Source organism: Leclercia pneumoniae (assembly GCF_017348915.1).
Lineage (GTDB): Bacteria > Pseudomonadota > Gammaproteobacteria > Enterobacterales > Enterobacteriaceae > Enterobacter > Enterobacter pneumoniae.
This window is the reverse complement of record NZ_CP071383.1, coordinates 3,311,039-3,337,275: the sequence shown is the minus strand read 5'-3', so window position 1 is coordinate 3,337,275 and position 26,237 is coordinate 3,311,039. Positions and strand designations below refer to the sequence as shown.

Annotated in this window: 22 protein-coding genes and 5 tRNA genes; 14 read left to right on the top strand and 13 right to left on the bottom strand. The window is 52.6% G+C overall.

The features are described 5' to 3' along the window. Window positions 1-10: 10 nt before the first annotated feature. The 13 genes from alaS to JZ655_RS16120 all read left to right on the top strand — a co-directional run bounded on the left by alaS (window position 11) and on the right by JZ655_RS16120 (window position 11,714). Complete coding sequence (gene alaS, locus JZ655_RS16180; protein ID WP_207292284.1) at window positions 11-2,638, top strand: alanine--tRNA ligase; 2,628 nt, start codon at window positions 11-13, stop codon at window positions 2,636-2,638. 241 nt (window positions 2,639-2,879) lie between these two features. Next, window positions 2,880-3,065 carry a carbon storage regulator CsrA gene (csrA, locus tag JZ655_RS16175; RefSeq protein WP_000906486.1) on the top strand — a complete coding sequence of 62 codons (186 nt, stop codon included), beginning with the start codon at window positions 2,880-2,882 and terminating at the stop codon, window positions 3,063-3,065. Between the two features lie 342 nt (window positions 3,066-3,407). Further along, window positions 3,408-3,500 (top strand) — tRNA-Ser (locus JZ655_RS16170). 4 nt (window positions 3,501-3,504) lie between these two features. Continuing rightward, window positions 3,505-3,581, top strand: a tRNA-Arg gene (locus JZ655_RS16165). Between the two features lie 197 nt (window positions 3,582-3,778). Then, window positions 3,779-3,855 (top strand) — tRNA-Arg (locus tag JZ655_RS16160). Window positions 3,856-3,919: 64 nt separating this feature from the next. Then, window positions 3,920-3,996 (top strand) — tRNA-Arg (locus JZ655_RS16155). Between the two features lie 65 nt (window positions 3,997-4,061). Continuing rightward, window positions 4,062-4,138, top strand: a tRNA-Arg gene (locus tag JZ655_RS16150). Window positions 4,139-4,311: 173 nt separating this feature from the next. Then, window positions 4,312-4,878, top strand: a complete 567-nt coding sequence (gene yqaB / locus JZ655_RS16145; protein WP_207292283.1) for a fructose-1-phosphate/6-phosphogluconate phosphatase — start codon at window positions 4,312-4,314, stop codon at window positions 4,876-4,878. After that, window positions 4,875-5,303, top strand: a complete 429-nt coding sequence (locus tag JZ655_RS16140) for a YqaA family protein (protein WP_046886122.1) — start codon at window positions 4,875-4,877, stop codon at window positions 5,301-5,303. Before yqaB ends, JZ655_RS16140 begins: the two co-directional genes overlap by 4 nt. A 71-nt stretch (window positions 5,304-5,374) precedes the next feature. Continuing rightward, the gene (gshA, locus tag JZ655_RS16135) at window positions 5,375-6,919 is read left to right on the top strand and encodes a glutamate--cysteine ligase (RefSeq protein WP_207292282.1); all 1,545 of its coding nucleotides are present in this window, start codon (window positions 5,375-5,377) and stop codon (window positions 6,917-6,919) included. Between the two features lie 151 nt (window positions 6,920-7,070). Next, entirely contained in the window at window positions 7,071-7,586 is a 516-nt protein-coding gene (gene luxS, locus JZ655_RS16130) for an S-ribosylhomocysteine lyase (RefSeq protein ID WP_040074294.1), read from the top strand. Between the two features lie 238 nt (window positions 7,587-7,824). Further along, window positions 7,825-8,190, top strand: a complete 366-nt coding sequence (locus JZ655_RS16125) for a hypothetical protein (protein WP_207292281.1) — start codon at window positions 7,825-7,827, stop codon at window positions 8,188-8,190. A 221-nt stretch (window positions 8,191-8,411) separates the two neighbouring features. After that, window positions 8,412-11,714, top strand: a complete 3,303-nt coding sequence (locus tag JZ655_RS16120) for an FKBP-type peptidyl-prolyl cis-trans isomerase N-terminal domain-containing protein (protein ID WP_207292280.1) — start codon at window positions 8,412-8,414, stop codon at window positions 11,712-11,714. A gap of 51 nt (window positions 11,715-11,765) precedes the next feature. Here JZ655_RS16120 and emrB read toward each other — a convergent pair whose 3' ends face one another. The 12 genes from emrB to JZ655_RS16060 all read right to left on the bottom strand — a co-directional run bounded on the left by emrB (window position 11,766) and on the right by JZ655_RS16060 (window position 24,825). Next, window positions 11,766-13,313: a multidrug efflux MFS transporter permease subunit EmrB gene (gene emrB, locus JZ655_RS16115; RefSeq protein WP_040074298.1), complete on the bottom strand. Its 1,548-nt coding sequence runs from the start codon at window positions 13,311-13,313 to the stop codon at window positions 11,766-11,768. A gap of 16 nt (window positions 13,314-13,329) precedes the next feature. Further along, entirely contained in the window at window positions 13,330-14,502 is a 1,173-nt protein-coding gene (emrA, locus tag JZ655_RS16110; RefSeq protein ID WP_207292279.1) for a multidrug efflux MFS transporter periplasmic adaptor subunit EmrA, read from the bottom strand. Between the two features lie 126 nt (window positions 14,503-14,628). Further along, window positions 14,629-15,159: a transcriptional repressor MprA gene (mprA, locus tag JZ655_RS16105; RefSeq protein WP_207292278.1), complete on the bottom strand. Its 531-nt coding sequence runs from the start codon at window positions 15,157-15,159 to the stop codon at window positions 14,629-14,631. Window positions 15,160-15,503: 344 nt separating this feature from the next. Beyond that, on the bottom strand, window positions 15,504-16,688 hold the full coding sequence (locus JZ655_RS16100) for an MFS transporter (RefSeq protein WP_040074303.1): 1,185 nt from the start codon (window positions 16,686-16,688) through the stop codon (window positions 15,504-15,506). 173 nt (window positions 16,689-16,861) lie between these two features. Then, the gene (gene proX, locus JZ655_RS16095; RefSeq protein ID WP_207292277.1) at window positions 16,862-17,857 is read right to left on the bottom strand and encodes a glycine betaine/L-proline ABC transporter substrate-binding protein ProX; all 996 of its coding nucleotides are present in this window, start codon (window positions 17,855-17,857) and stop codon (window positions 16,862-16,864) included. 68 nt (window positions 17,858-17,925) lie between these two features. Beyond that, a complete protein-coding gene (proW, locus tag JZ655_RS16090; RefSeq protein ID WP_040074305.1) occupies window positions 17,926-18,987 on the bottom strand; it encodes a glycine betaine/L-proline ABC transporter permease ProW in 1,062 nt (353 codons plus the stop codon). Then, window positions 18,980-20,182, bottom strand: a complete 1,203-nt coding sequence (gene proV / locus JZ655_RS16085; protein WP_207292276.1) for a glycine betaine/L-proline ABC transporter ATP-binding protein ProV — start codon at window positions 20,180-20,182, stop codon at window positions 18,980-18,982. Before proV ends, proW begins: the two co-directional genes overlap by 8 nt. A gap of 332 nt (window positions 20,183-20,514) precedes the next feature. Next, window positions 20,515-21,474, bottom strand: coding sequence for a class 1b ribonucleoside-diphosphate reductase subunit beta (gene nrdF / locus JZ655_RS16080; protein WP_046886115.1), 960 nt, complete (start codon window positions 21,472-21,474; stop codon window positions 20,515-20,517). 9 nt (window positions 21,475-21,483) lie between these two features. Then, on the bottom strand, window positions 21,484-23,628 hold the full coding sequence (nrdE, locus tag JZ655_RS16075) for a class 1b ribonucleoside-diphosphate reductase subunit alpha (RefSeq protein ID WP_207292275.1): 2,145 nt from the start codon (window positions 23,626-23,628) through the stop codon (window positions 21,484-21,486). After that, window positions 23,601-24,011, bottom strand: coding sequence for a class Ib ribonucleoside-diphosphate reductase assembly flavoprotein NrdI (gene nrdI / locus JZ655_RS16070; RefSeq protein ID WP_207292274.1), 411 nt, complete (start codon window positions 24,009-24,011; stop codon window positions 23,601-23,603). Before nrdI ends, nrdE begins: the two co-directional genes overlap by 28 nt. After that, window positions 24,008-24,262, bottom strand: a complete 255-nt coding sequence (gene nrdH / locus JZ655_RS16065; protein WP_072039482.1) for a glutaredoxin-like protein NrdH — start codon at window positions 24,260-24,262, stop codon at window positions 24,008-24,010. The genes nrdI and nrdH overlap by 4 nt, the downstream gene beginning before the upstream one ends. A 236-nt stretch (window positions 24,263-24,498) precedes the next feature. Then, a complete protein-coding gene (locus JZ655_RS16060; RefSeq protein WP_040074311.1) occupies window positions 24,499-24,825 on the bottom strand; it encodes an ElaB/YgaM/YqjD family protein in 327 nt (108 codons plus the stop codon). Between the two features lie 161 nt (window positions 24,826-24,986). Between JZ655_RS16060 and JZ655_RS16055 the strand changes: the two genes are divergently transcribed. Further along, complete coding sequence (locus tag JZ655_RS16055) at window positions 24,987-25,331, top strand: DUF2002 family protein (protein WP_040074312.1); 345 nt, start codon at window positions 24,987-24,989, stop codon at window positions 25,329-25,331. A 14-nt stretch (window positions 25,332-25,345) separates the two neighbouring features. On the opposite strand, the gene alaE is transcribed toward JZ655_RS16055, so the two are convergent. After that, window positions 25,346-25,813 (bottom strand): L-alanine exporter AlaE, encoded by a 468-nt coding sequence (gene alaE / locus JZ655_RS16050; RefSeq protein ID WP_046886110.1) that lies wholly within the window; start codon window positions 25,811-25,813, stop codon window positions 25,346-25,348. Window positions 25,814-26,237: the final 424 nt, after the last annotated feature.

Below are 26,237 nucleotides of genomic sequence, written 5' to 3'. Positions count from 1 at the left end.
CAGGATAATTATGAGCAAGAGCACCGCTGAGATCCGTCAGGCGTTTCTCGATTTTTTCCATAGTAAGGGACACCAGGTTGTTGCCAGCAGCTCCCTGGTACCAAACAACGATCCAACATTACTGTTTACCAACGCCGGGATGAACCAGTTCAAGGATGTTTTCCTTGGTCTCGACAAGCGTAATTATTCCCGCGCAACCACCTCGCAGCGCTGCGTGCGTGCGGGCGGTAAACACAACGACCTGGAAAACGTCGGTTACACTGCACGTCACCACACCTTCTTTGAAATGCTGGGCAACTTCAGCTTCGGCGACTACTTCAAACACGATGCAATTCAGTACGCATGGGAACTGCTGACCGGTGAAAACTGGTTCAACCTGCCGAAAGAGCGTCTGTGGGTTACTGTTTACGAGACCGACGACGAAGCATACGAAATCTGGGAAAAAAAGGTCGGTATCCCGCGCGAACGTATCATTCGCATCGGTGATAACAAAGGCGCACCTTATGCGTCTGACAACTTCTGGCAGATGGGCGATACCGGCCCTTGCGGTCCGTGCACCGAGATCTTCTACGATCACGGCGACCATATCTGGGGTGGCCCTCCGGGCAGCCCGGAAGAAGATGGCGATCGCTACATTGAGATCTGGAATATCGTCTTCATGCAGTTCAACCGTCAGGCTGACGGTACCATGGAGCCGCTGCCGAAACCGTCCGTCGATACGGGGATGGGTCTGGAGCGTATTGCCGCGGTTCTGCAGCACGTTAACTCCAACTACGATATTGACCTCTTCAGCACGCTGATTAAGTCTGTTGCAGAGGTCACTGGTGCGACCGACCTGAGCAACAAATCTCTGCGCGTCATTGCTGACCATATTCGTTCTTGTGCGTTCCTGATTGCGGACGGCGTCATTCCGTCGAACGAAAACCGTGGTTATGTGTTGCGTCGCATCATTCGTCGCGCCATTCGTCATGGCAACATGCTGGGCGCGAAAGATACCTTCTTCTACAAGCTGGTTGGGCCGTTGGTTAGCGTGATGGGCTCAGCAGGCGATGAGCTGAAACGCCAGCAGGCGCAGGTAGAGCAGGTTCTGAAAACCGAAGAAGAGCAGTTTGCCCGTACGCTGGAGCGTGGGCTGGCGCTGCTGGATGATGAACTGGCGAAACTCAAAGGCGACACGCTGGATGGCGAAACGGCCTTCCGTCTGTATGACACCTACGGCTTCCCGGTTGACCTGACGGCTGACGTTTGCCGTGAGCGTAACATTAAGGTAGACGAAGCGGGCTTTGAAGCCGCAATGGAAGAGCAGCGCCGTCGTGCGCGTGAATCCAGCGGTTTCGGTGCTGACTACAACGCGATGATCCGTGTGGATGGCGCGTCTGAATTCCAGGGTTATGACCATCTGGAACTGAACGGCAAAGTGACGGCGCTGTTTGTTGACGGCAAAGCGGTAGAGAGCATTACCGCGGGTCAGGATGCCGTTGTTGTACTCGATAAAACCGCATTTTATGCCGAGTCCGGCGGTCAGGTGGGCGATAAGGGCGTGCTGAAAGGTAACGGCTTTAGCTTCACCGTAAACGACACGCAAAAATATGGCCAGGCGATTGGTCATGTAGGTTCGCTGACCTCCGGCTCACTGAAAGTGGGCGAGGGCGTACAAGCTGTCGTTGATGAAGCGCGTCGTGCGCGTATTCGTCTGAATCACTCCGCAACTCACCTGATGCACGCAGCCCTGCGTGAAGTATTAGGGACGCACGTTGCGCAGAAAGGCTCGCTGGTTAACGATAAAGTGCTGCGTTTCGACTTCTCTCACTTTGAAGCGATGAAACCGTCTGAAATCCGCGCGGTGGAAGATCTGGTGAACGCCCAAATCCGTCGCAATCTGCCAATCGAAACTCAGATCATGGATCTCGATGCGGCGAAGCAAAAAGGGGCGATGGCACTGTTTGGTGAGAAGTATGACGAGCGTGTTCGTGTGCTGAGCATGGGCGACTTCTCTACTGAACTGTGTGGCGGTACGCATGCTTCTCGCACGGGCGATATTGGCCTGTTCCGTATTCTGTCCGAATCCGGAACGGCGGCGGGCGTTCGTCGTATCGAAGCGGTCACCGGTGAAGGCGCGCTGGCTTACCTGCACGCTGAGAGCGATCAACTGCACGATATCGCACAGCTGCTGAAAGGCGATAGCCAGAATCTGGGCGAGAAGGTGCGTAGCGTTATCGAACGTACTCGCCAGCTGGAAAAAGAGCTGCAGCAGCTGAAAGAGCAGGCGGCAGTACAGGAGAGTGCAAATCTCTCCAGCAAAGCGGTTGAAATTAAAGGTATTAAACTGCTGGTCAGTGAACTGGCTGGTGTTGAGCCTAAGATGCTGCGTACCATGGTCGATGACCTGAAGAACCAACTCGGTTCGGCAGTCATTGTGCTGGCGACCGTTGCTGAAGGTAAGGTTTCTCTGATTGCTGGCGTGTCTAAGGACGTGACCGACCGTGTTAAAGCAGGGGAACTGATTGGTATGGTCGCTCAGCAAGTGGGCGGTAAAGGGGGCGGTCGTCCAGACATGGCGCAAGCCGGTGGTACGGATGCGGCGGCACTTCCTGCAGCGTTAACCAGCGTTGAAAGCTGGGTGAGTTCCAAACTGTAATAACTAAAAAGCGTAAACAGACGCCATAACCTATGTGTTATGGCGTACTTCGCTCTACGCTATCGATAATGATAAAGTCAGGTTGAGTTTGTGTATATCGGCTAAACTTACGTTTAACAGAATGTGATGCCGTGACTGCTTACACTTTACGTGTTTGTCATCGCTTACTTTTTGGCGTTATATGATGGATAATGCCGGGATACAAGAGACCCGACTCTTTTAATCTTTCAAGGAGCAAAGAATGCTGATTCTGACTCGTCGAGTTGGTGAGACCCTCATGATTGGGGATGAGGTCACCGTGACAGTTTTAGGGGTAAAGGGTAACCAGGTTCGTATTGGTGTGAACGCCCCTAAAGAGGTCTCTGTACACCGTGAAGAGATCTACCAGCGTATCCAGGCTGAAAAATCCCAGCAGTCCAGTTACTGATATTATCGCGTCTCGCTTTCAGGCGAGACGCAACCCTCCTGCCATTCTTCCTGCTTAAAGTTACCTTTCTATTTCAATTTCGCTGTTTTTCACCGTCTCTCTTTGCTTATCTTCATCTTTATTCGCCTGGTTGATGGCACTTCGTTGCGTAAATGCCCGCAAAATCCGTTTATAAAACACCCTCTTTGCCTCTTTTACATGCGAATTGCCTGCGATTTGTGCAAACAGAAAAAGTGCATGGAAAATTGTTTGACTTATAAGTCTCAGAAAGTAATATATGCGCCACGCAGCGACGAGAAGCTCTTAACGAGTTACTCGAAGCACTCGAAAGAGGCGTTGTGTGGTGAGGTGGCCGAGAGGCTGAAGGCGCTCCCCTGCTAAGGGAGTATGCGGTCAAAAGCTGCATCCGGGGTTCGAATCCCCGCCTCACCGCCATTTTGCATCCGTAGCTCAGCTGGATAGAGTACTCGGCTACGAACCGAGCGGTCGGAGGTTCGAATCCTCCCGGATGCACCATCTTCTCTGAGATAGCAGCAATACTGTTGTTTCATGGTCTGCGAAAAAATTGCAGGCTCCAGAGAGGATAACGTTGCTTCAGCAACGGCCCGAAGGGTGAGGCGCAGCCGAGTAATCCTCCCGGATGCACCATCTTTTACTTCACGTCGTTTTCGAAACGGTGTGTGGTACCAGGCAGTACAGCAGTAAATCCCGATGCATCCGTAGCTCAGCTGGATAGAGTACTCGGCTACGAACCGAGCGGTCGGAGGTTCGAATCCTCCCGGATGCACCATCTTTTACTTCATGTCGTTTCAAAACGGTATGTGGTACCAGGCAGTACAGCAGTTAATCCCGATGCATCCGTAGCTCAGCTGGATAGAGTACTCGGCTACGAACCGAGCGGTCGGAGGTTCGAATCCTCCCGGATGCACCATCTATTACTTCATGTCGTTTTCAAAGCGGTATGTAGTATCAAGCAGTACAGCAGTCAATCCCGATGCATCCGTAGCTCAGCTGGATAGAGTACTCGGCTACGAACCGAGCGGTCGGAGGTTCGAATCCTCCCGGATGCACCATCTTCTCTGCGATAGCAGTAACACTGTTGTTTCCTAATTCTAAGTTTCCCCAGAACATCCCCCTTCATTCGTTTATTCCTTCACCATTTCGTCAGCGAACGCTTTGACTATCAGCGACAAAAACAGCTGTTTACGTTAAAGTAATGTTTTGTTAATCGTTTGGCGGAAGCTCGATGTACGCACAGTATGACGGTCTGATCTTCGATATGGATGGCACCATCCTGGATACCGAACCCACTCACCGTAAAGCCTGGGATGATGTTCTTGGCCGCTACGGGATGCGTTTCGATCTACAGGCGATGGTGGCGCTTAACGGTTCGCCAACCTGGCGTATCGCACAGGCGGTTATCGAATTAAATCAGGCGGATCTCGATCCGTATCTACTTGCCCGAGAAAAGAGTGACGCGGTAAAAGCGATGCTGCTGGATACCGTGCGTCCCCTTCCGTTAATTGACGTGGTTAAAGAGTGGTATGGCCGTCGCCCGATGTCTATTGGCACCGGGAGCGAAAGCGCGATGGCAGAAGCCTTACTAGCACATCTTGACCTGCGTCGCTATTTCACGGCGGTTGTTGCTGCCGATCATGTCCAGAATCACAAACCCGCTCCGGATACCTTCCTGCTTTGCGCAGAACGGATGGGTGTATCACCTGAAAAATGCGTTGTCTTCGAAGATGCTGATTTTGGTCTTCAGGCGGCGCACGCGGCTGGCATGGCGGCAGTGGACGTTCGCAGACTGTGAGTGAACTGCTGTCACTCGCTTCGTTATTCGCCAGCAGTTTTTTAAGCGCTACCCTTCTGCCCGGTAATTCCGAAGTTGTGCTGATCGCGATGTTGTTGTCAGGCGTGAGTCAGCCCTGGTTGCTGGTCTTAATAGCAACAATGGGTAATAGCCTTGGAGGGCTGACTAACGTTATTCTTGGGCGTTTCTTTCCTCTTCGCAAAACGTCGCGCTGGCAGGAAAAGGCAGTTAACTGGCTAAAACGCTATGGCGCTGCCACGCTGTTATTAAGCTGGATGCCTGTAATAGGCGATTTGCTGTGCCTGCTGGCGGGATGGATGCGCATCTCCTGGGGGCCGGTGCTCTTTTTTTTAACGCTTGGTAAAGCGTTACGCTATGTCCTTGTGGCGGTAGCAACCTTACAGGGCATGTCGTGGTGGCACTAATTGGACTGTTTGTGACCCTAAACCATTACAATTATGCTAAATAAAATGATTTTGACAGGCGGGAGGTCGAATTGATCCCGGACGTATCACAGGCGTTGGCCTGGCTGGAAAACCACCCTCAGGCTCTGAAGGGTATTCAGCGTGGTCTTGAACGCGAAACGCTGCGCGTAAACGAAGATGGTTCACTTGCAACAACGGGCCATCCTGAAGTGCTGGGCTCTGCGCTGACCCATAAATGGATCACCACGGATTTCGCCGAAGCGCTGCTTGAGTTCATAACGCCAGTAGATGGCGATATTGACCATATGCTAACGATTATGCGCGACATTCATCGTTACACCGCCCGTCAACTGGGTGATGAGCGGATGTGGCCTCTTAGTATGCCTTGCTACATTGAGCAGGGGCAGGATATTGAACTGGCGCAATATGGCACCTCCAATATCGGCCGCCTGAAGACGCTCTATCGTGAAGGGCTGAAAAATCGCTATGGCGCATTGATGCAGACCATTTCTGGGGTCCATTACAACTTCTCATTGCCGATGGCATTCTGGCAGGCGAAGTGTGGTGAAACAGATAAAGAGGCGATCTCTGCGGGCTATTTACGTCTTATCCGTAACTACTATCGCTTTGGCTGGGTCATCCCCTACCTGTTCGGCGCATCGCCGGCGATCTGCTCGTCATTCCTGCAAGGTAAACCGACCACACTGCCGTTCGAAAAAACCGATTGTGGTATGTATTACCTGCCTTATGCTACCTCGTTGCGTCTCAGCGACCTGGGTTATACCAATAAATCGCAAAGCAATCTCGGAATTACGTTTAACGATCTGACCGAGTATGTGGCAGGATTGAAGCGGGCGATTAAAACCCCGTCTGAAGAGTACGAAGCCATTGGGCTGGAACGCGACGGTAAGCGTCTACAGATTAATAGCAATGTTCTTCAGATTGAGAACGAACTCTACGCGCCAATTCGTCCTAAACGCGTAACGCGCAGTGGTGAAACACCTTCTGACGCGCTGCAGCGTGGCGGTATTGAATATATTGAAGTTCGTTCGCTGGATATTAATCCCTTCTCGCCAATTGGCGTAGATGAGCAGCAAGTCCGTTTCCTCGATCTCTTCATGGTCTGGTGCGTGCTGGCGGATGCGCCAGAGATGAGCGCTGATGAACTGTTATGTACCCGCACTAACTGGAATCGCGTGATCCTGGAAGGGCGTAAACCGGGCCTGACGCTAGGCATGGGCTGTGAAACGGCGCAGTTCCCGTTACAAAAAGTCGGGAAAGATCTGTTCCGCGATCTGAAACGCGTCGCGCAGACGCTGGACAGCGTCTACGGCGGAGAAGCCTATCAACAGGTTTGCGATGAGCTTGTAGAGAGCTTCGACAATCCTGAACTGACGTTTTCAGCCCGTATTTTGCGTTCTATGATTGATGAAGGCATTGGTGGCACAGGCCGATCGCTATCTGCGCAGTATCGTGAGATGTTGAAAAGCGAACCGCTGGAAGTGATAAGCGAAGCCGACTTTATCGCGGAGCGTGAAGCATCGCAACTGCGTCAGAAAGAGATTGAAGCGGCAGATACTGAGCCATTTGCAGCGTTTCTGGCGAAGAACAGCTGACAGAAAAGAAAAAGGCCACATCGCTGTGGCCAAACTTACATCTCTGAAGAACAGGGATGATGATAACAAATGCGCGTCTTTCATATACTCAGACTCGCGTTGAAACGAAGAGTTCAATTAATTTTAAAAAAATCACTTTCGGAGGTGACGTATGCCGTTATTAGATAGCTTTACTGTCGACCATACCCGTATGGAAGCCCCTGCTGTACGTGTTGCGAAGACCATGAATACCCCGCACGGCGACACAATCACCGTATTTGACCTGCGTTTCTGCGTGCCAAACAAAGAAGTGATGCCGGAGCGCGGTATTCATACCCTGGAGCACCTGTTTGCAGGCTTTATGCGCGATCACCTGAACGGAAACGGCGTTGAGATTATCGATATCTCCCCGATGGGTTGCCGTACCGGTTTCTATATGAGCTTGATCGGTCAACCGGAAGAGAGCCGCGTAGCGGATGCCTGGAAAGCGGCAATGGCCGACGTGTTGAAAGTAAAAGAGCAGAACCAGATTCCGGAACTGAATGTTTACCAGTGCGGAACATATCAGATGCACTCGCTGGAAGAGGCGCAAGAGATTGCACGCCACATCATCGAACGTGACGTACGCGTGAACAGCAACGATGAACTTGCCCTGCCGAAAGAAAAACTGCAAGAACTGCATATCTAGCGATCATACCGGCACTTTTTCATGAGGTGCCGGTTCTTATTATTACATCCTGTCATTATTCCCTTTATTAAATCCTAAAAAATTCTTCAGTAATGTGAATTGTGCCCGTAGTGTTTTACTATTGAGGTCGGTTTGCGGCTGACCAATAAAATTCTAACATTAAGTTGTCTTAAACTATCTGTTGTATTAATAATATCGGACCCGATTGTCGCAAATTAATGTTTATTTAGAGGAATTTATGAAAAGTTATGTTTCAGGCTCAGCAGTGCTAATTTCCGCATTTATTTTATCTGCATGCAGCACCGTTAATACCACCCCTATTGCGAAAGAGCCTGAAGCGCGTAAGCAGGAGGTGCAGTGCTACCAGGAGTTCTCCGCGCTCCAGAAGCTGGATCCTGCGGCTTATGAAGGCTACCGTAAACAGTTCGAAAACACTAACAAAAACTACAGAATTTATGAAACAAACAAATCTCTGGTTGATGCCAATGCCTCAGAAGTTATGCTGACGGAAATTAATAAGAAGGTCTCGTTAGTTTGCGTCAGAATAAAAAACAGCGTTTATTCCAATATGATGAAACGCGCGAACGAAATGAATAATCTATGAAAAAATACGTGACTGCTACTCTTTATTGTGGATTGCTTTTATCCAGTGGGAGTAGTTATTCAGCTAATACCGACCTGCTCGAACAGTTAAGTAACGAAAAAATCATCGGCAACGATCCCACGAGCCCTTTTAGTTCTACTGAGAGCTCGGCTGCAGTTCCTGAATCCCCGCCGATAAAAACCGCCCCTCGTCCAGCGAAGCCACAGGCAAAGCCGTTGCCTGTGGCTTCGCAAGACAGTTCAACCTGGCGTAAAAAAGTGGCCGGGCTGACCGAAGAACTCCGTAAAGCGAACGCCACCATCACAGGATTAGGCCACTCCCTCCAGGAGATTGAGCGTGAAAAATTGACTCTGGAACAGGCGCTGGCTAATGAAAAAAAACGTGTGCAGGCGCATGAGCAGTCACTTACAAAGCTGAAGCAGCAGCCGGCGGGTAATGCACAACAGTTAGCCCTGGACAGTCTTGCAGCCACGCTTCCAAATAGCGCTTCACGAGATAAACAAAAGAACCAGCAACTTACTGAACAGCTTAACCAGGCAAACGCAAAAAGCGATGCGCTGAATAAAGAGCTAATCGCCCTTCGTGAGCAGAAACAGGCGCTGGAAGCAAAACTCTCTGGTCTGGAGACGCGCAGCGGCGAAACAGCGCAAAAGAACACCCAGCAATCAGAACAGCTGGCAGCTGCTCTGGCCCAGAGCGTTGCGTTAAACAAAGCACTCACCGAACTGAAAAGCCAGAACAAGACTCTGGAAGAGCAGTACGCCTCTCTTAAAGCCGCCAGTGGCAACACGCAGCAGAAGAGCGCAGAGCTGGCAGAACAGCTTGCCGCTGAGAAAGCGCGCGTGACTCGCACGTCTGAAGAGTCAGCCGCGCTGAAGGCAAAATTGCAGCGTCAGGAACAGCAGCTTTCAGAACTGAAAGTACAGAAGCAAGCTACGGATACCGAGCTGGCGACCAAAAGCACGGCCCTGATTAAAGAACTCAGTGACCTTAAGCTTCAGAAAGAAGCGCTGGACGGTCAACTTGCGGCCCTGAAAACTGACAGCAGTGGCGCACAGAAAAAAAGCGCAGCGTTGGTAGAGCAGTTAGCCGCTGAGAAAGCGCGTTCCACCCAAATGGCCGAAGCGTCTGACGCCCTGAAGTCAAAAGTACAGCTTCTGGAAAAACAGCTCGCCGAACTGAAAAAAGGCAAACAGGCTGCGGATAGCGAACTGGCGACCAAAAGCACGGCCCTTGTCAAAGAGCTTGCCGAACTCAAACTTCAGAAAGAGGCGCTGGATGCACGCCTTATCGCTCTGAATACGGCCAGTACTGGTTCGCAGAAAAAAAACACAGAGCTGGCAGAGCAGTTAGCCGCAGAAAAAACGCGTGCTGCAAAGACGACTGAAGAGTCCGCAGCCCTGAAATCAAAAGTGACGCTTCTGGAAAAGCAACTTTCTGAGCTCAAAATAGCGAAACAGGCCGCGGATAATGAGCTGGCGACCCGGACCACGACGTTGATCAAAGATCTTGCCGATCTCAAGCTCCAGAAAAAAAATGTAGACGATCAACTCGCCGCGCTGGTCAGCGCCAGTGGCAATAAGGACCAGAAAAGTGCGCAACTGGCAGAACAGTTTGCTGCAGAAAAAGCGCGCGTTGCGCGTACCATGGAGGAGTCTGCCACCCTGAAGTCAAAAGTGCAGATGCTGGAAAAGCAGCTGACCGAACTGAAGGCGCAGAAGCAGAGTGCAGAAACTGCGCTGACCACCAAAGACAGGGCTCAGACTAAAGAACTTGCTGAACTCAAGTCACAAATTACGACGCTTGAGGGACAGCTCAGTGACCTCAAAGCGCAGAAAAAATCGCTGGACGATCAGCTCACCGCCCTGAAAAACAGCAGCAGCGGTTCGCAGCAAAAAAATGTTCAGCTAGTGGAACAGCTAGCCAGCGCGACAGCAAAAACGACGCAGTTGGCTAAAGAGTCAGAAGGGCTGAAAGCCCGGTCTCAGCAGATGGAAAAGGAACTTTCTACGCTCAAAACCCAGAAGCAAAGTGCTGAAAGCGAGATGGCAGCCAGAAGTGCCTCCATGCTCAAAGAGCTCGCCGAGCTTAAGCTGCAGAAAAAAACGCTCGATGAGCAGCTTGCTGCACTGAAAAATACCACTGGCAGCAAAGAGCAGCAGAGCTTGCAGCTGACACAGCAGTTAGCCAGTGCGACGGCGCGCGCCACGCAAATGGATGAAGAGGCAAAAGCGTTAAAAGCAAAATCGCAGCTGCTGGAAAAGCAGCTTGCCGACCTGAAAGCGCAAAAGCAGACGACTGAAACGACCTTTACCACTCAGGGCGAAGCGCTTAATAAAACACTGAACGATCTTAAAGCGCAGAAAAAAACGCTGGAAGATGAGCTGGCCGCGCTTAAAGCCACCCGTCTCACTGCGGATCAAAAAAGCAGCGAGCTGGCTCAAAAGCTGGCGAGCGCGAATACGCTCTCAGCCCATCTTTCCAGACAGGTTGAAGAGCTAAAAGCGAAGCTACAGGCGGGTGAACAACAGCTTTCCGGCCTCACCACGCAGAAGCAAACTGTTGCCGCGAAGCTGGCGGAGCAGGAGACCGCATTGAAAAACATGCAGCTGAAATCTGACATCACGCTCAGCCAGCTGGAAGATGCGAAGCGGGTCATCGCTTCTCAGGAGTCGCTGATATCCGTACAAAAAAATGTGGTCGGCAACGACAAGGCGGCTGCCGAACTGAGTAAGAAGCTGGAGTCTGTTAACAAAGAAAATGCTGCGCTGAATGAGAAATTGAAAGCGCAGGCCGCTTCTCTTACCGAACTGACGAACCTTAATGAGAAGCTGAAGACGGAACAGGCAGCCAGCGAAAAGGCAGCGAAAGAGACGAAGCCTGTTAGCGGACAGCCGCGCGTTAAAGTTGATACCAGTGCAGCAAAAGATACCCAAACCAGCTATGCCATTGGCAGTTGGTATGGTCAGGCCGCCGATCGTGAAAAAATAAAAATGACCGATCTGGGCAAGAAGTTCGATCTGAAAGCATTCACCCAGGGATTCAACGATAAGGTAAACAACCAGCTGCAACTCCCGGTGGCGAAGATCACGAAAGAACTGACCACGCTGGATAAACAGCAGCAGAAACAGCTGGCGTCTACGCTCTCTGAAAACGAAAAACAGAGTAAAGCGATCCTCAGCAAGGCGGCAAAAGAAAAAGGCGCTGTAAAAACGGCAGATGGTTCGATTTACCGTGTCATCAAGCAGGGTGAAGCACCACTGGTTAATGGGCAGAGCAATATTATTACCGAGCTTGATGAAGTACTGGGCACGGGTAAAGTGATGTCTAGTAAAGAGGTGCGCGCCAGCCGCGTGCAAGACCTGCCACCGCTGTTCCGGTTGGTGGCCACCAGACTTGGTCTCGGCGGTGAAGCCAAAATCATAATCCCCGCTAAGCAGGCTTACGGTGAACAGGGCGTGCCAGGGCTTGTACCGCCGGGCACGGTCTCCATCATTACGGTGAAGATCATCGGCATTAAATAGGCATAAAAAAACGGATCTGCATGCAGATCCGTTTTTGTTTTGATGACGCGCTTAGTGGGCGCCTCCGCCACCACCGCCTGCACCAAACGGCGGCTTCGCAAACCATACCAGCCCCAGCAAGACAATAAATACCCCCGCAGACATCCAGAAAATCTCGTTAGCCGAAATAATCAGTCCCTGGTTGGTAATTTGCTGGGCAATCCAGCCGGAGGCCTGCTGATCGGTCATCCCCATACCCTGCAGCTGACTATACATCTCTTGCGCGTTCGGGTTATACGGGTTCACCGATTCGGTAAGCTGCGCATGGTGCATCGATTCCCGGTTAGTCCATAGAGTGGTCGTAATCGACGTACCAATGGAGCCAGCCAGCGTACGGGTGAAGTTCGACAAGCTTGATGCCGCAGCCAGGCGCTCGGGCGGCAAGCCGGAGAGCGTAATGGTAGTCAGTGGCATGAAGAAGCACGCAACCGCGAAGCCCTGAATAAACTGTGGCCACGCAGAGGCACCAAAGTCCATTCCTGGTTCGAAGGTATACGCACGCCAGTAGAAACAGACCGCGTACATAATAAAGCTGAACGTCACAAGCCGACGCATATCCAGCTTATGGGCAAAGCGACCAATAATTGGCGATAACAGCACCGGAATGACCCCAACGGGCGCCGAGGCCAGGCCTGCCCAGGTGGCCGTGTAGCCGTACACTTCCTGTAGTAGCTGCGGCAACAGAACGATCGCGCCGAAGTAGAGCATATAGGCCAGGCTGATACATAAGCAGCCGATGGTAAAGTTTCGCGATTTGAATAGCGATAAGTCGACTATCGGGTTTTCATCGGTCAACTCCCAGACAATCAGGAAGCTTAACGCCACCACCGCCACCACGGTCAGGACGATGATCTCCTGAGAGGCAAACCAGTCCAGCTCTTTACCGCGGTCGAGCATGATTTGCAGACTACCAATACCCAGTACCAGTAACGCCAGCCCCACGCCATCAATACGCCGCTGTTCAGTACGGGTTTCCCGACCGCGCAGTGACTGTAACGTTAACAGCACCACAATGGCGCCGATCGGGACGTTGATGAAGAAGATCCAGCCCCAGTGGTAGTTATCACTGATAAAGCCGCCGAGGATAGGGCCGCAAATCGGCGCAACGATCACCGTCATTGACCACAGCGCCAGAGCAACAGATCGCTTCGCTGGCGGATAGTTGCTCAGGAGCAAACTTTGCGACAGCGGAATCAACGGCCCGGCAACAATCCCTTGTAATACGCGGAAGAAGATCAGCATATTCAGGCTGCTTGATACCCCACAGGCCCAGGAGGCAATCACAAATGCGATGGTGGACCAGAGGAACAGCTTCACTTCACCGACGCGCTTTGCCAGCCAGCCAGTAATGGGGATCGAGATAGCGTTCGCTACCCCGAACGAGGTGATGACCCAGGTTCCCTGGCTCAGCGACGAGCCCAGGTTGCCGGCGATGGTGGGGATCGCCACGTTTGCAATGGTGGAGTCCAGCACCTGCATGAACGTCGCCAGCGACAGCGCAATGGTCATAATGACCAGTTGCGCCCCCTCCAGTGGTTTTTGCGGTTTTTGCTGCTGCATAACGCTCACCTTCGGATTAACCGGCGTTCGCCTTCACGATGTCATTAATCAGCTTGTTCACAGGCTCAAGGCTGATTTCACGGGCATTACTTTCATACGCCGGGTTAGTGCGTACCTGGTTTGCCAGCATATGTCCGTCACGATCGGTCGTATCAACGGTCACGAGGGTCGAAAGTCCAATACGCAGGGGATGATCCGCCAGCTGTTTCTCATCCAGCTCGATACGTACCGGCAGACGCTGAACCACTTTGATCCAGTTGCCCGTCGCATTCTGCGCAGGCAGCAAGGAGAACGCACTGCCGGTCCCCATATCCAGACCCACCACCTTACCGGTGTACTTCACCTCGTCGCCGTAGATATCGCTCACCACGGTCGCGGTCTGGCCAATACGCATATGCGCCAGCTGAGTCTCTTTAAAGTTGGCATCGACCCACAGGTGCGTCGCCGGAACCACGGCCATCAGCGGTGTTGTGGTGCTGATCTGCGCGCCGGGTTGAACGGAACGACGAGAAACGTAGCCGGTCATTGGGCTGACGATTTTGGTACGCTCAAGCGCCAGCCAGGCGTTACGCACTTCCGTGGCGGCCTGTTTAACCGCCGGCTGTTGATCCAGCGTGGTATTCAGTATCATCGCCTGATTGGCGTTGTACTGCTGAATAGAGACGTCAAGCTGCGCCTGGGCGCTGGCCACTGCATCACGGGCGTGCTGCAGTTCTTCACGGCCAATCAGGTTGGCGGTGCCAAGCGGAACACGACGCTTGAAGTCACTCTGCGCCTGCGCCAGGGCAGTTTTCTGCACCTCAATGCTGGCCAGAAGTTGCTTACTGTTAATCATCTGCTGGCGCGTTTGACGCACGCTTGAGGCAAGCTCGGTCTGCGCTTTTTCAAATGCCTGCTGTGCATCGGTCGGGTCGAGCGTGACCAGCACGTCGCCTTTCTGCACAAAGTCGGTGTTGTCAGCCCAGACTTTCGTCACGCTGCCTGACACCTGCGCCATAATTTGTACCTGGTTCCCTGCCACGTACGCATCATCCGTCTCCTCAAAATGACGCAGTACTAAAAACCAATAGATCCCATATGCCACGGCAATAATAATAAAGAGCAAGGTCAGCAGAAGAAGGGCACTTTTACGCTTGCCTTTCTTACTGGCTGGTTGCTGCGGGGGGGTATTCTCCGCATTTGCGCTCATTGTTGTTCTCCACGATCTTTTTATTTTCACATCGGCTGTGCCGACCTGTTATCAGAAAGGCCAGCAGTATGACGTGCTGGCCTGTCGGTTTTCTTATAAATCTGGATTGTCGAGCGAGTCGTCGCGTTAGCGCAGTGCCTCAAGAATGACACCGTCTTCATCCATCTGATCCAGACGGGTGAGGAGCTTGCGAGTGATGTGCTCAAGCTGGTCGCGCTCGGAGGCGCTAAGAGCAGACCAGAGTTGGTGCAGACAATTGTGCTGAGGCGGTAATACCTCACGCAGGAATGCGTGACCTTTGTCGGTCAATTGCAAATGCAGGCAACGACGATCGTTGTCGCTTTCACGGCGTTCGATCCAGCCGCGTTTTTCCAGCTCATCAGCGATACGGGTTGCATTGGTGCGGGATGAACCCAGCGCGCAACTCAGTTCGGAAGGCTGAATACTGTGATTTTCCTGAGACTCCAGCGTAATCAACGCCATAAATAACGTCTCGTTAATCCCTTGAGCTTTCAGCATCTTATTGCGGTTATCCAGCAATTTGCCCTGCATGTGCATGCAGAGACGGGTCAGCAGAATCTCCTGATACGGGAAATCCTCATGACGACTGGCGCGAAATTTAAGCATTTGTTCAATGGGCGTAAACGAACTATCCATTTGGGCATAACCTCATTAATTACAGCCGATATAGTAACGACAGTGACAAATAATGTAAATGAATTATTTGTGCGGTTAAAATCCGCAAAGCTTATGTCACTGCCATAAAGTGCCGGGTGAATCCGTGTCCCGGTGTTTAAAGAGACGGTCGGGCGGGTGCCCAGAGAAAAGAGGATTGGGTGATCTGAAACAGCGTGAAATGTCGAAGAAGGTGCGATGGGCTGGTTATTCATGCGGTTCGTAAATATATCACCCACATTAAAATTTCAGGGATAAATGTTTCCGCCACCTTAACAGACTGCGGGGCTTCTTGCACCCAGAGAAGCCCCAAAGCAATGTAAAGCTTAAGTAATTGCCTCCTGGCGATGATAACCGCGCCACCAGACAAGCAGGTTCAGAAGTGCCATCACGCTACCCACCAGGCACACCCCAGCCCAGCCCGCATGTTGCCACGCCGAGGCAGAGATCAGCGACCCCGCCGCGCCGCCAATGAAGTAGCTGGTCATGTATCCGGCGGTCAGACGGTTACGGGCATCCGGCTTCACGCGATAGATGACCGTCTGGTTGGTGATGTGCACGCCCTGCACGGTGAGATCCAGCACCAGAATGCCAACAATCAGCGACAGTACCGAGAGATGCCCATACCAGATGGCTGACCAGGAGAGCAGCAGCAGAACCAAACTGGCTGATGTGGTGAGGTGTGATTTGCCCTTGTCTGCCAGTCCACCTGCAGGCCGCGCGCCCAGCGCTCCCGCCGCGCCTGCCAGACCAAACAGGCCAATTACCCCTTCGGAATAGTTGAACGGGGGAGAGGCCAGCAGGAAGGCCATGGAGGTCCAGAGAATACTGAAATTTGCAAAGGTGAAGCAGCCCAGCAGGGCGCGGGTACGCAGCAGTTTATCCTGCGTGAACAGACTGAATACGGAGCCGAGAAGCTGGAAGTAGTTAAGATGGTTTTCCTGCTTCACTTTTGGCAAGCCGCGCCAGAGGGCGATGGCCATGATCACCATTAATACGCTTGCCACCCAGTACACCGTGCGCCAGCCACCGAGACTGGCCAGTAATCCCGCCACGGTACGCGCCAGCAAAATGCCCAGCAGCAGGCCACTCATGATGGTACCCACCACTTTGCCGCGTTTTTCCGGGGCTGCGAGGGTAGCGGCCAGCGGGACGAGGATCTGCGCCACGACCGAGAATAACCCGGTCAGGGCGGTGCCGAGGATCATCATGCTCAGCGACTGGCTGCTGGCGGTGATCAGCATTCCGCCTGCGGCGAGCAGGGTCATGAAAACGATCAGGGAGCGGCGTTCAAACATATCCCCAAGTGGAACCAGCAGCAGCAGGCCGGCGGCATAGCCGAGCTGGGCGGCGGTCACGATAAAACCCGCAGAGCTCGCCGAAAGGTTAAAGGCGCGGGCGATGGTATCGAGCAGAGGTTGCGCGTAGTAGTTGCTGGCGACAGCCAGACCCGTTGCGACTGACATCAGTAAGATCAGTGCCGGGCTAAGTCCTTGAGAAGTTTTGGTCATTATGGTCTGAAATCATTAGTTAAGTGATTATCGATTCGGAAACCATAATAACGGATGAATGTGAATGTTGGGGAATTGTTACGTGATGGATTGTGCGCTTTGAATTTCCCTGACCAGGAGGGTGAGGGAATTCAAATACCCTCTCCCGGAGGGAGAGGGTGGGGGGAGGGGAGTTACTTCTGCGCGGCCAGCGCCTCTTTCACCCAGCCGTCAAACTGCTGCTGGTGGGCTTTAATCCAGCCATCAACATGGCCCTGAACGTCGGCTTCTGAGGATTTTCCTGCGTGCATCATCGCATTCTGAGCATTGATGTCTGCCAGCGGCAACTTCATGACCGAGAACAGCTTCGCCGCAGCCGGGTTCTTTTCAGCCCAGGCCTTGTTAGCCACGATGTGCATGGTATTCACCGGGAAACCATAGTTCATACCGTTTGGCAGTTTAGTGTCGATATCTTTCTGCTCGCCGGGCAGGGAGGAGAACGGTACCTGCAGCCACACCACCTCTTTACCCGGTTTCATCACATCGCTGACCCAGTACGGGGTCCAGGTGTAATAGATGATAGGCTTGCCCTCTTTGAAGCGGGCGATGGTATCGGCCATCATCGCAGAGTAGTTACCGTGGCTTACCTCAACGGTTTTCTCCAGGTCGAAGGCTTTGTTCTGGTGGTTAATAACCGCTTCGCAGCCCCAGCCCGGTGAGCAGCCCATCATGTCCGCTTTGCCATCACCGTTGGTATCAAACAGTTTGGCGATCTTCGGATCTTTCAGCTGTTCAATATTGGTGATGTGGTACTTATCCGCCGTTTTTTTGTCGATCAGGTAACCTTGCGCTGCACCGGTGACAAACGTCCCTTCACGGTAGAATTTTTTCTCGCCGCCCGCAGCAGCATACATATCATCATGCAGCGGCTGCCAGTTTACAGCGGTAAAGGTTGCATCACCGGAGGCGATCGAGGTGTAGCCCACGTTGTAATCCACTTCGCTCGGCTTATTAACGGTGTAGCCGAGTTTTTCCAGCGCGCGGCTGACGATAAGGGTCTGGAAGCTCTCTTCCGAAATGGTGCTCTGAACCGGTTGAACGGTAATGCCTTTGCCTGGCAGGTCAGCGGCGTATGCGCTGGTAGAGACAAGGGTGGCAAACGCTGTGGCAAATAAAATGTTATGTCGCATCGTTGTTCCTTCGTTTTTGGAGGGGTGCTGCTGGCCCGGCAGAGAGATGCCGCCGGGCAACAACAGGATTACTTCGTGAATGGACGAGTCAGCAGACCCACCGGGCCGGTGGTGTACCAGCGACGGTTTCCGCGACTGCGTGAATCGCGGCCGACTGCCTGAGTCAGGCGATCAAGGATGATGGCGAGGATCACAATGCCCACGCCACCCACGGTAGCCAGTCCCATATCAAGACGGCCAATGCCGCGGAGTACCATCTGGCCCAGGCCGCCAACGGCAATCATCGAGGCGATAACCACCATCGACAACGCCAGCATCAGCGTCTGGTTAACCCCGGCCATAATGGTCGGCATCGCCAGTGGTAACTGCACCTTGAACAGCATCTGACGCGGGCTGGCGCCAAAGGAGCGTGAGGCCTCGATCAGGTCCGCTGGCACCTGGTTAATGCCCAGTATGGTCAGGCGGATAATTGGCGGCAGGGCGAAGATAATTGTCACCACTACACCCGGCACGTTGCCGATACCAAACAGCATGACGATGGGCACCAGGTAGACGAAAGCTGGCGTGGTCTGCATGGCATCCAGCAGCGGGCGAATGATTTTTGCCGCTCGCGGACTTCGTGCCAGCCAAATCCCCATCGGCAAACCAATCACTACGCAGAAGAGCAGGGCGGTCAGCACCAGCGCCAGGGTGATCATCGCCTGCGACCAGGCGCCGATGGCACCAATGGCAATCAGGGATATCAGCGTGGCAATCCCCATTCCCGCGCTGCCAAACTGCCAGGCGATGAGCGAGAACAGCACGATAGCTACCGGCGCGGGCATACCCAGCAACATCTGCTGGAAACCATTCAGAATATAATCCACCGGGACGCGGATCCCCTGGAATACGGGGCGGAAGTGGGTCACTACCCAGTCGATCCCCTCGGTCACCCAGCTATCCAGTGGGATCAGGGTTTTATGGAAGGGATCCATAATATTAAAGTGTTCCGGTGCCGGCGCTGGCGCGCTATTCAGCCAGTCTGCCGCGCCGCCATCGGTGGGTGCGGGTGTGGATGAACCCCACGCGTCCGCAGATTGTGCAGCGCTATCCGCCGCTTCAGTGGTGCCCCACGGGTTTTGTTCAGCCATTGTTTGCCCCCTCGCGATCTAAAGCCTGCAGCAACATGCGTTTTGAGATGATGCCGACGTACTGTTGTTCTTCACCGATGACCGGTACCGCGCAGGGTGCCTGGCCAACGTGAGAGAGCAACTCGCTGAGCGGCGTTTCGGCATCCACGGCGAGCGGAGAGTCGATTAACGCCGCATCGATTCCCTGATTGTCGCCCAGGGCGGTTTTCAAAGAGTCGATGGAGACAACGCCTACAAATTTATTACCACGTTCAATGACGTAGCCGAATTCACGATCTTCGTCCTGCAGCAGTTTCAACGCCGAGCGCGGGCCAAAACCTGGCGTGCGGCGAATAATGCCGTTTGGAGTACGACGGGCAATATCTTTTGCGCTAAAGACCTGGCTAATGTCCACGCCACGGAAGAAGGTGCGCACATAATCATTGGCCGGATTATTCAGTATTTCATCCGGGGTGCCGACCTGTACCACTTCACCGTTCTGCATAATGGCAATACGATCGCCAATACGCATCGCTTCGTCCAGATCGTGGGAAATAAACACGATGGTGCGCTGATGTTTCGCCTGCAGTTTTACCAGTTCATCCTGCATCTCGGTACGAATTAAGGGATCGAGTGCTGAGAAGGCTTCGTCCATTAATAAAATATCGGGATTAATGGCTAATGCACGGGCTAATCCGACACGCTGTCGCATCCCGCCGGAAAGTTCATCCGGGTAAGCATGCGAATAATTTTCCAGCCCAACCTGACGCAACGCATCCAGCGCTTTTTCCTGGCGCTCTTGTGCGGGTACGCCCGCTAATTCCATGCCAAACGCGGTATTATCCAGCACCGTCATATGCGGCATGAGGGCGAATGACTGAAAGACCATTGCAATCTTTTTTCTGCGCACCTCGCGGAGCTCGGCATCAGATATTTTGGCAATATCTTCACCATCAATCAGCACCTGTCCGCGGGTGGGTTCAATCAGGCGATTGAGAAGGCGAACCATAGTGGATTTACCCGAACCGGATAATCCCATGATGACAAAAATCTCGCCTTCTTCAATGGCCAGACTGGCGTCTTTAACGCCAAGCGATAGCCCTGTTTTTTCCAGAATTTGCTCTTTCGAAAGTCCTTTTTCGATATATTTGAACGCACGCTGTGGATGCTCGCCAAATACTTTATAAAGATTCTTCACTTCTAATTTAATTGCCATGCAATAGAGAGTGTCCTGTTATTTGCTTATGTCGATATGATTACCATGGTAAATAGTTAACTGGCATTACCCTAACATACTCAGAATCTGAGACAACCCTGGGTTCGCTTGTGGTATGAATTTTGCGGTCAGCGAAACGGCGCTATTTCCCATGAATAAAGGGCTGAGCGTGAGTTGAATTTCTCTGATTTTTTTGCGGCTGCCAGCGGAATTTCACCTGAATCAGAGTGATTCAGGTGAATAGGGCATAGAAATTACAGTGTAGAAGGTGTGGAAATATTTGCGGGAAAAGAATGCGATTTATATTAAATTAATAAACGTTAATTCGCAGATTAAAAGTCCCAGTCTGTATCTTCCGTCTCCACCGCTTTACCCATAACGTAAGATGAACCCGACCCGGAAAAGAAGTCATGGTTTTCATCCGCGTTGGGTGACAGCGCCGCCAGAATGGCCGGATTCACTTCCGCCATTTCGGGGGGGAAGAGCGCCTCATAACCGAGGTTCATTAGCGCTTTATTGGCGTTGTAACAGAGGAACGCTTTCACCTCTTCTTCCCAGCCCGTTCCCGCATATACGCTTTCAGTGTATTGCAGTTCGTTGTCATAGAGATCCATCAACAAATCCAGCGCAAAGCTTTGTAACTCTTCACGCCTGGCGTCGCTGACTTTCTCCAGCCCTTTCTGGAACTTATAGCCAATGTAATAGCCATGCACCGCTTCATCACGAATGATCAGGCGAATCAGATCGGCGGTGTTGGTCAACTTGCCGCGACTCGACCAGTACATCGGCAGCCAGAAGCCGGAATAGAAGAGGAAAGATTCCAGAAACACGCTGGCGATTTTCTTTTTCAACGGTTCATCGGCGCGGTAGTGGTGCAGTATCAGTTCGGCTTTCCGCTGCAACGCGGCGTTCTCTTCGCTCCAGGCATAGGCCGCGTCGACATCTTTGGTCTGGCAAAGCGTCGAGAAAATCGAGCTGTAAGAGCGGGCATGTACCGCCTCCATAAAGCTGATATTCGACATCACCGCCTCTTCGTGCGGGGTGAGCGCATCTGCCATCAGCGCCGGTGCGCCCAGGGTGTTCTGAATCGTATCCAGCAGCGTCAGCCCGGTAAAAACGCGAATGGTCAGCTGCTGCTCGGCCTGTGTCAGGGTTTGCCAGGCTGAAATATCATTGGAGAGCGGAACCTTTTCAGGCAGCCAGAAGTTACTGGTGAGGCGATTCCAGACCTCCAGATCCTTATCGTCCTCGATTTTGTTCCAGTTAATGGCGCGAACCAGTGACAGTTTCATCCTCTCTCCTTACAGCGCGCAGGACACGCAACCTTCAATTTCGGTACCTTCCAGCGCAAGCTGGCGCAGGCGAATGTAGTACAGCGTCTTGATCCCTTTCTTCCAGGCATAGATTTGCGCTCTATTAATATCGCGCGTGGTGGCGCTATCCGGGAAAAAGAGCGTTAACGAGAGCCCCTGATCCACATGCCTGGTCGCCTCGGCGTAAGTATCGATAATCTTTTCCGGGCCGATTTCATACGCGTCCTGATACAGCGCCAGGTTGTCATTGGTCATAAAGGGGGCAGGGTAGTAAACGCGGCCGGTTTTGCCCTCTTTGCGAATCTCCACCTTCGACACAATCGGATGGATGCTGGAGGTCGCGTGGTTGATATAGGAGATCGAGCCGGTAGGCGGCACGGCCTGCAGGTTCTGGTTATAGATCCCATACTCCATCACGTCATTACGCAGCTGCTGCCACATTGCGCGGGTCGGCAACACAATCCCGGCGCGAGCAAACAGGTCGCGCACTTTGGCGGTCTTCGGCTGCCAGTCACCTTCCAGATACTGGCTGAAATATTCCCCGCTGGCGTAGCGTGACTGCTCAAACCCGGCAAAGCGTTGACCCCGTTCGCGCGCCAGCATCATTGAGGTGTTCAGCGCATGCCAGGTGATGGTGTAGAAATAGAGGTTAGTAAAATCCAGCCCCTCCGGGCTGCCGTAGGCGATACCTTCGCGCGCCAGATAGCCGTGCAAATTCATCTGCCCAAGCCCAATGGCATGCGAGGCGGCATTGCCTGCCTCAATGGACGGCACGCTGCGGATATGGCTCATGTCCGATACCGCCGTCAGGCCGCGCACGGCAGTCTCAACCGTGCGACCAAAATTGGGGGAGTCCATGGTATGGGCGATGTTCAGCGACCCGAGATTACAGGAGATATCCTTGCCGATATCGGCGTAATCAAGATTTTCATCGTAGGTCGAGGCGCTGTTAACCTGCAAAATCTCGGAGCACAGGTTGCTCATATTAATGCGGCCGGCGATGGGGCTAGCGCGGTTTACCGTGTCTTCATACATGATGTACGGATAACCGGACTCAAACTGAATCTCGGCCAGCGTCTGGAAGAAATCACGGGCATTAATGTATTTTTTGCGAATGCGATCGTCAGCAATCAGCTCGTCATACAGTTCGCTTATCGCCACGTCGCCAAAGGGTTTGCCATACAAGCGCTCGATATCGTAAGGCGAAAAGAGGGCCATCTCCGCGTTCTCTTTCGCAAGTTTAAAGGTGATATCCGGGATCACCACACCCAGCGAGAGGGTTTTGATACGGATCTTTTCATCGGCATTTTCACGTTTGGTATCCAGGAAGCGCAAAATATCCGGATGGTGCGCATGCAGGTAGACCGCCCCCGCTCCCTGGCGGGCGCCCAGTTGGTTGGCATAAGAGAACGCATCCTCCAGCATTTTCATGACCGGAATAACGCCGGACGACTGATTCTCAATGCGCTTGATAGGTGCGCCCGATTCCCGCAGATTTGAGAGGAGAAACGCGACCCCGCCGCCGCGCTTAGAGAGCTGTAACGCGGAGTTCACGGCCCGGCCAATCGACTCCATATTGTCTTCAATACGCAGCAGGAAGCAGGAGACCAGCTCACCACGCTGCGCTTTTCCGCAGTTCAGGAACGTGGGCGTCGCCGGTTGAAAGCGGCCGGACAACATCTCTTCTGTGAGTTGTTGCGCCAGCGTCTCATTCCCCTGTGCAAGGGTTAACGCCACCATCACGACCCGATCTTCAAAGCGCTCAAGATAGCGTTTCCCATCGAAGGTCTTCAGGGTGTAACTGGTGTAAAACTTCCAGGCGCCAAGGAACGTCTTGAAACGAAAACCGCTGGCGTGAGCGTGCTCGAAAAGCGAAACCAGAAAGCGGGGATCGTAGCGGGCCAGCACGCGCTCTTCGTAATAGCCTTCACTCACCAGGTAGTCGAGTCGGGCCGTTACGCTGGCGAAGGTCATGCTATTAGGGATCACATGGTGCGTGAAAAAGGCGTCCACCGCCTGGTGGTCTTTCTCAAACTGAATACGCCCCTCACGATCGTAGAGGTTAAGCATCGCATTCAGGGCGTGGTAGTCGGTCGTTCCCTGGTTTACGCGTTCTGCGGTTGTCGTTGCCAAAATTCGTTTACTCCTTTACGCACATTCTCTACGTCCTGCTGTGTCCCCATCAGTTCAAAGCGATAGAGATACGGCACGCCGCATTTTTGAGAGATAACATCCGCGGCGCGACAGTAGGCCTCGCCAAAATTGCGATTGCCCGCCGCGATAACCCCGCGGATCAGCGCCCGGTTATGCGGATCGTTAAGAAAGCGGATCGCCTGACGGGGTACAGCCCCCGCGGTGCCGCCGCCGCCATAGCTCGGCACCACCAGAATGTAGGGTTCGTCTACCTGAATGCGCTCCTGCTCGTTGAGGGGGATACGGATTGCCGGCAGCCCGACACGCGTGATAAAGCGGTGCGTGTTTTCCGAGCTGCTGGAGAAGTAGACAAGCAGGCTCATGCGCTGGCGGCCTGCGCCTGAAGACGGTTAATCATGTCCGGGCGGAAGCCAGACCAGCTGGTCTCGCCGGCGATCACCACAGGTAGCTGGCGAAAACCGCGCGCGCGGAGTGTCTCGGCGGCATCCGGAACCTGATCAACATTCACCATCTCGAAGGACACGCCGCGGTTTTCCATCGCACGTTTCGTTGCGAGGCACTGCACACAGTTGTTACGAGTGTAAATAGTAATGCTCATGATTCGTATTTCCATTTAGAATAACAGGGCGCCGCGAAAAAATCGCGAGCAGTAGTGTCTGTGTTGCTTAAAGGAATACTAGATGTAGTTATCTAAAGTTTCAACCATACAAGATATGGGAAAATTAGATTGATGGGCCTCTGTTGATGAGCACAGCGGGGGAGGGGGTGGTATAGCGGCTTTTCAGCCAAAAAAAGAAAACCCCCGCTAACGGAGGTTAGCAGGGGCAGAGTAATAGCCCGGATCCGTGACTATTTACGCAGGCTCAGCAGCGCACCGACGAAGATCCCGACAGCGGCCACGGTACCGACGGCACATAGCGGTTTTTCGCGGATAAAGGTGGTTGCACACCCCATCGCATCACACGCTGCTTGCTGGGTCCGGGAGCGACCCTGCATACGGGCGCGGGTTTCACGCAGTAACGCTTTCGCTTTGCGTCTGGCGACATCTGCGTCATCTTTCGCATCTGATCCCCAGGACTTCAGAACATCTTCCAGCGTGTCGGCTAATTTGCTGACATCGTTATGAATATCCTGAACGCCGTCATCCACATCATTTCGGTTTGATCTGTTAAACATACATTCCTCCCTTGAATTTGCGGTATTAAAGAGTTTAGTCCAGCTTTTTAATATCTGAAGTCTGTCACGGCATAATTGGCCGTTTATGGAATTTTCTGAAAGCACTGCTATTGCTGATTACGGTAAGGTTGCTGGGCAGGAAAAGATAATGAGGATTAAATATGTATTTACGACCTGATGAGGTTGCGCGCGTTCTTGAAAAAGCCGGATTTACTATGGATGCGGTAACGCAAAAAGCGTACGGCTATCGCCGTGGTGAAAATTATGTCTATGTAAACCGGGAAGCGCGTATGGGACGCACGGCGCTGATCATCCATCCAACGCTTAAAGACAAAAGTTTGTCTTATGCGGAACCTGCCTCAGAGATAAAAACCTGCGATCAGTATCAGCAATTTCCCCTCTATCTAGGCGGGGAAAGGCATGAACATTATGGTATTCCGCACGGGTTCAGCTCCCGGATGGCGCTGGAACGTTTTCTGACAGGTCTGTTCGGCGAACCGCAATAAAAACGCGACTGGCATCAGCCAGTCGCTGCATCCTGCGCTTTTACCGGGCTATACGGGCTGACCCGGAACAGGCGGCGGCAATAATCGAGAAAATAACCGTAAGCCGCACCCATCAGCATTGAAACCACAATATTTGAACTGACAGCGGCAGCAATCTGGTGCCAGTCAGCGCCCACCGTGAGCAAAATAGCGACATACACCGGCGACTGAAAGGTCACATAGGCCAGTACATCTGCCAGATTTTTCATCCAGCCCGTTGGGCTTACGCGGCGCGCATAGCGCATAATGGCATCGCGGTAAAAACCGTAAGGCCATGCAATAAGTATATTGACCGGCACCGCCACCAGCCTGGAAGAAAGCGACTGTTCAAAGCTCATCCCGGAGAGAAAGATCTCGATCAGCATGTTCACAACCGAACAGTAGACAACCATCGCAAAGGTGTCTGCTACCGCATGGCGCAGGCGAGACTGTCGAGAGAACATGTCAGAACTCCTTGGAAAGAGGGCTAAGAAGACGTCAAAGCAATGTTGCACGGTGCTTTAAGTTGCATTATTTTTCGCGTATAGATTATATCTCTGCCTGTTAACTCACAATTAGTGATTAATTTTTATTTGTTACGCTTTTGGCAACAAAATTCTCTAAAATTGGCGATTTTTGAACCTGGTCGTTATTTTGTCTCCTGCTGCTTATTTTGTTCTTTTAAAACAATAAGATAATCTTTAGCTTGCTGTGGGCTGACAATTGGCGTAGACCCCATTAAACGGGATACGCTTTTCTGGTATGCAGGAGGGGGCGTCTGCGTGGATTGTTTCTGATAAGTGGAATAATAAGTAGGATATGCTGCCTTTAAGAAATGTATTTTATGCAGATAATCTGAATAGATATTCCATGTCGTGCTGTTTACTA

Excerpts from the sequence above, each read along its gene's own strand:
- alaS (WP_207292284.1), top strand. The coding sequence starts at position 11 with ATGAGCAAGAGCACCGCTGAGATCCGTCAGGCGTTTCTCGATTTTTTC.
- csrA (WP_000906486.1), top strand. The coding sequence starts at position 2,880 with ATGCTGATTCTGACTCGTCGAGTTGGTGAGACCCTCATGATTGGGGAT.
- yqaB (WP_207292283.1), top strand. The coding sequence starts at position 4,312 with ATGTACGCACAGTATGACGGTCTGATCTTCGATATGGATGGCACCATC.
- luxS (WP_040074294.1), top strand. The coding sequence starts at position 7,071 with ATGCCGTTATTAGATAGCTTTACTGTCGACCATACCCGTATGGAAGCC.
- JZ655_RS16125 (WP_207292281.1), top strand. The coding sequence starts at position 7,825 with ATGAAAAGTTATGTTTCAGGCTCAGCAGTGCTAATTTCCGCATTTATT.
- emrB (WP_040074298.1), bottom strand. The coding sequence starts at position 13,313 with ATGCAGCAGCAAAAACCGCAAAAACCACTGGAGGGGGCGCAACTGGTC.
- emrA (WP_207292279.1), bottom strand. The coding sequence starts at position 14,502 with ATGAGCGCAAATGCGGAGAATACCCCCCCGCAGCAACCAGCCAGTAAG.
- mprA (WP_207292278.1), bottom strand. The coding sequence starts at position 15,159 with ATGGATAGTTCGTTTACGCCCATTGAACAAATGCTTAAATTTCGCGCC.
- JZ655_RS16100 (WP_040074303.1), bottom strand. The coding sequence starts at position 16,688 with ATGACCAAAACTTCTCAAGGACTTAGCCCGGCACTGATCTTACTGATG.
- proX (WP_207292277.1), bottom strand. The coding sequence starts at position 17,857 with ATGCGACATAACATTTTATTTGCCACAGCGTTTGCCACCCTTGTCTCT.
- proW (WP_040074305.1), bottom strand. The coding sequence starts at position 18,987 with ATGGCTGAACAAAACCCGTGGGGCACCACTGAAGCGGCGGATAGCGCT.
- proV (WP_207292276.1), bottom strand. The coding sequence starts at position 20,182 with ATGGCAATTAAATTAGAAGTGAAGAATCTTTATAAAGTATTTGGCGAG.
- nrdF (WP_046886115.1), bottom strand. The coding sequence starts at position 21,474 with ATGAAACTGTCACTGGTTCGCGCCATTAACTGGAACAAAATCGAGGAC.
- nrdI (WP_207292274.1), bottom strand. The coding sequence starts at position 24,011 with ATGAGCCTGCTTGTCTACTTCTCCAGCAGCTCGGAAAACACGCACCGC.
- nrdH (WP_072039482.1), bottom strand. The coding sequence starts at position 24,262 with ATGGAAATACGAATCATGAGCATTACTATTTACACTCGTAACAACTGT.
- JZ655_RS16060 (WP_040074311.1), bottom strand. The coding sequence starts at position 24,825 with ATGTTTAACAGATCAAACCGAAATGATGTGGATGACGGCGTTCAGGAT.
- JZ655_RS16055 (WP_040074312.1), top strand. The coding sequence starts at position 24,987 with ATGTATTTACGACCTGATGAGGTTGCGCGCGTTCTTGAAAAAGCCGGA.
- alaE (WP_046886110.1), bottom strand. The coding sequence starts at position 25,813 with ATGTTCTCTCGACAGTCTCGCCTGCGCCATGCGGTAGCAGACACCTTT.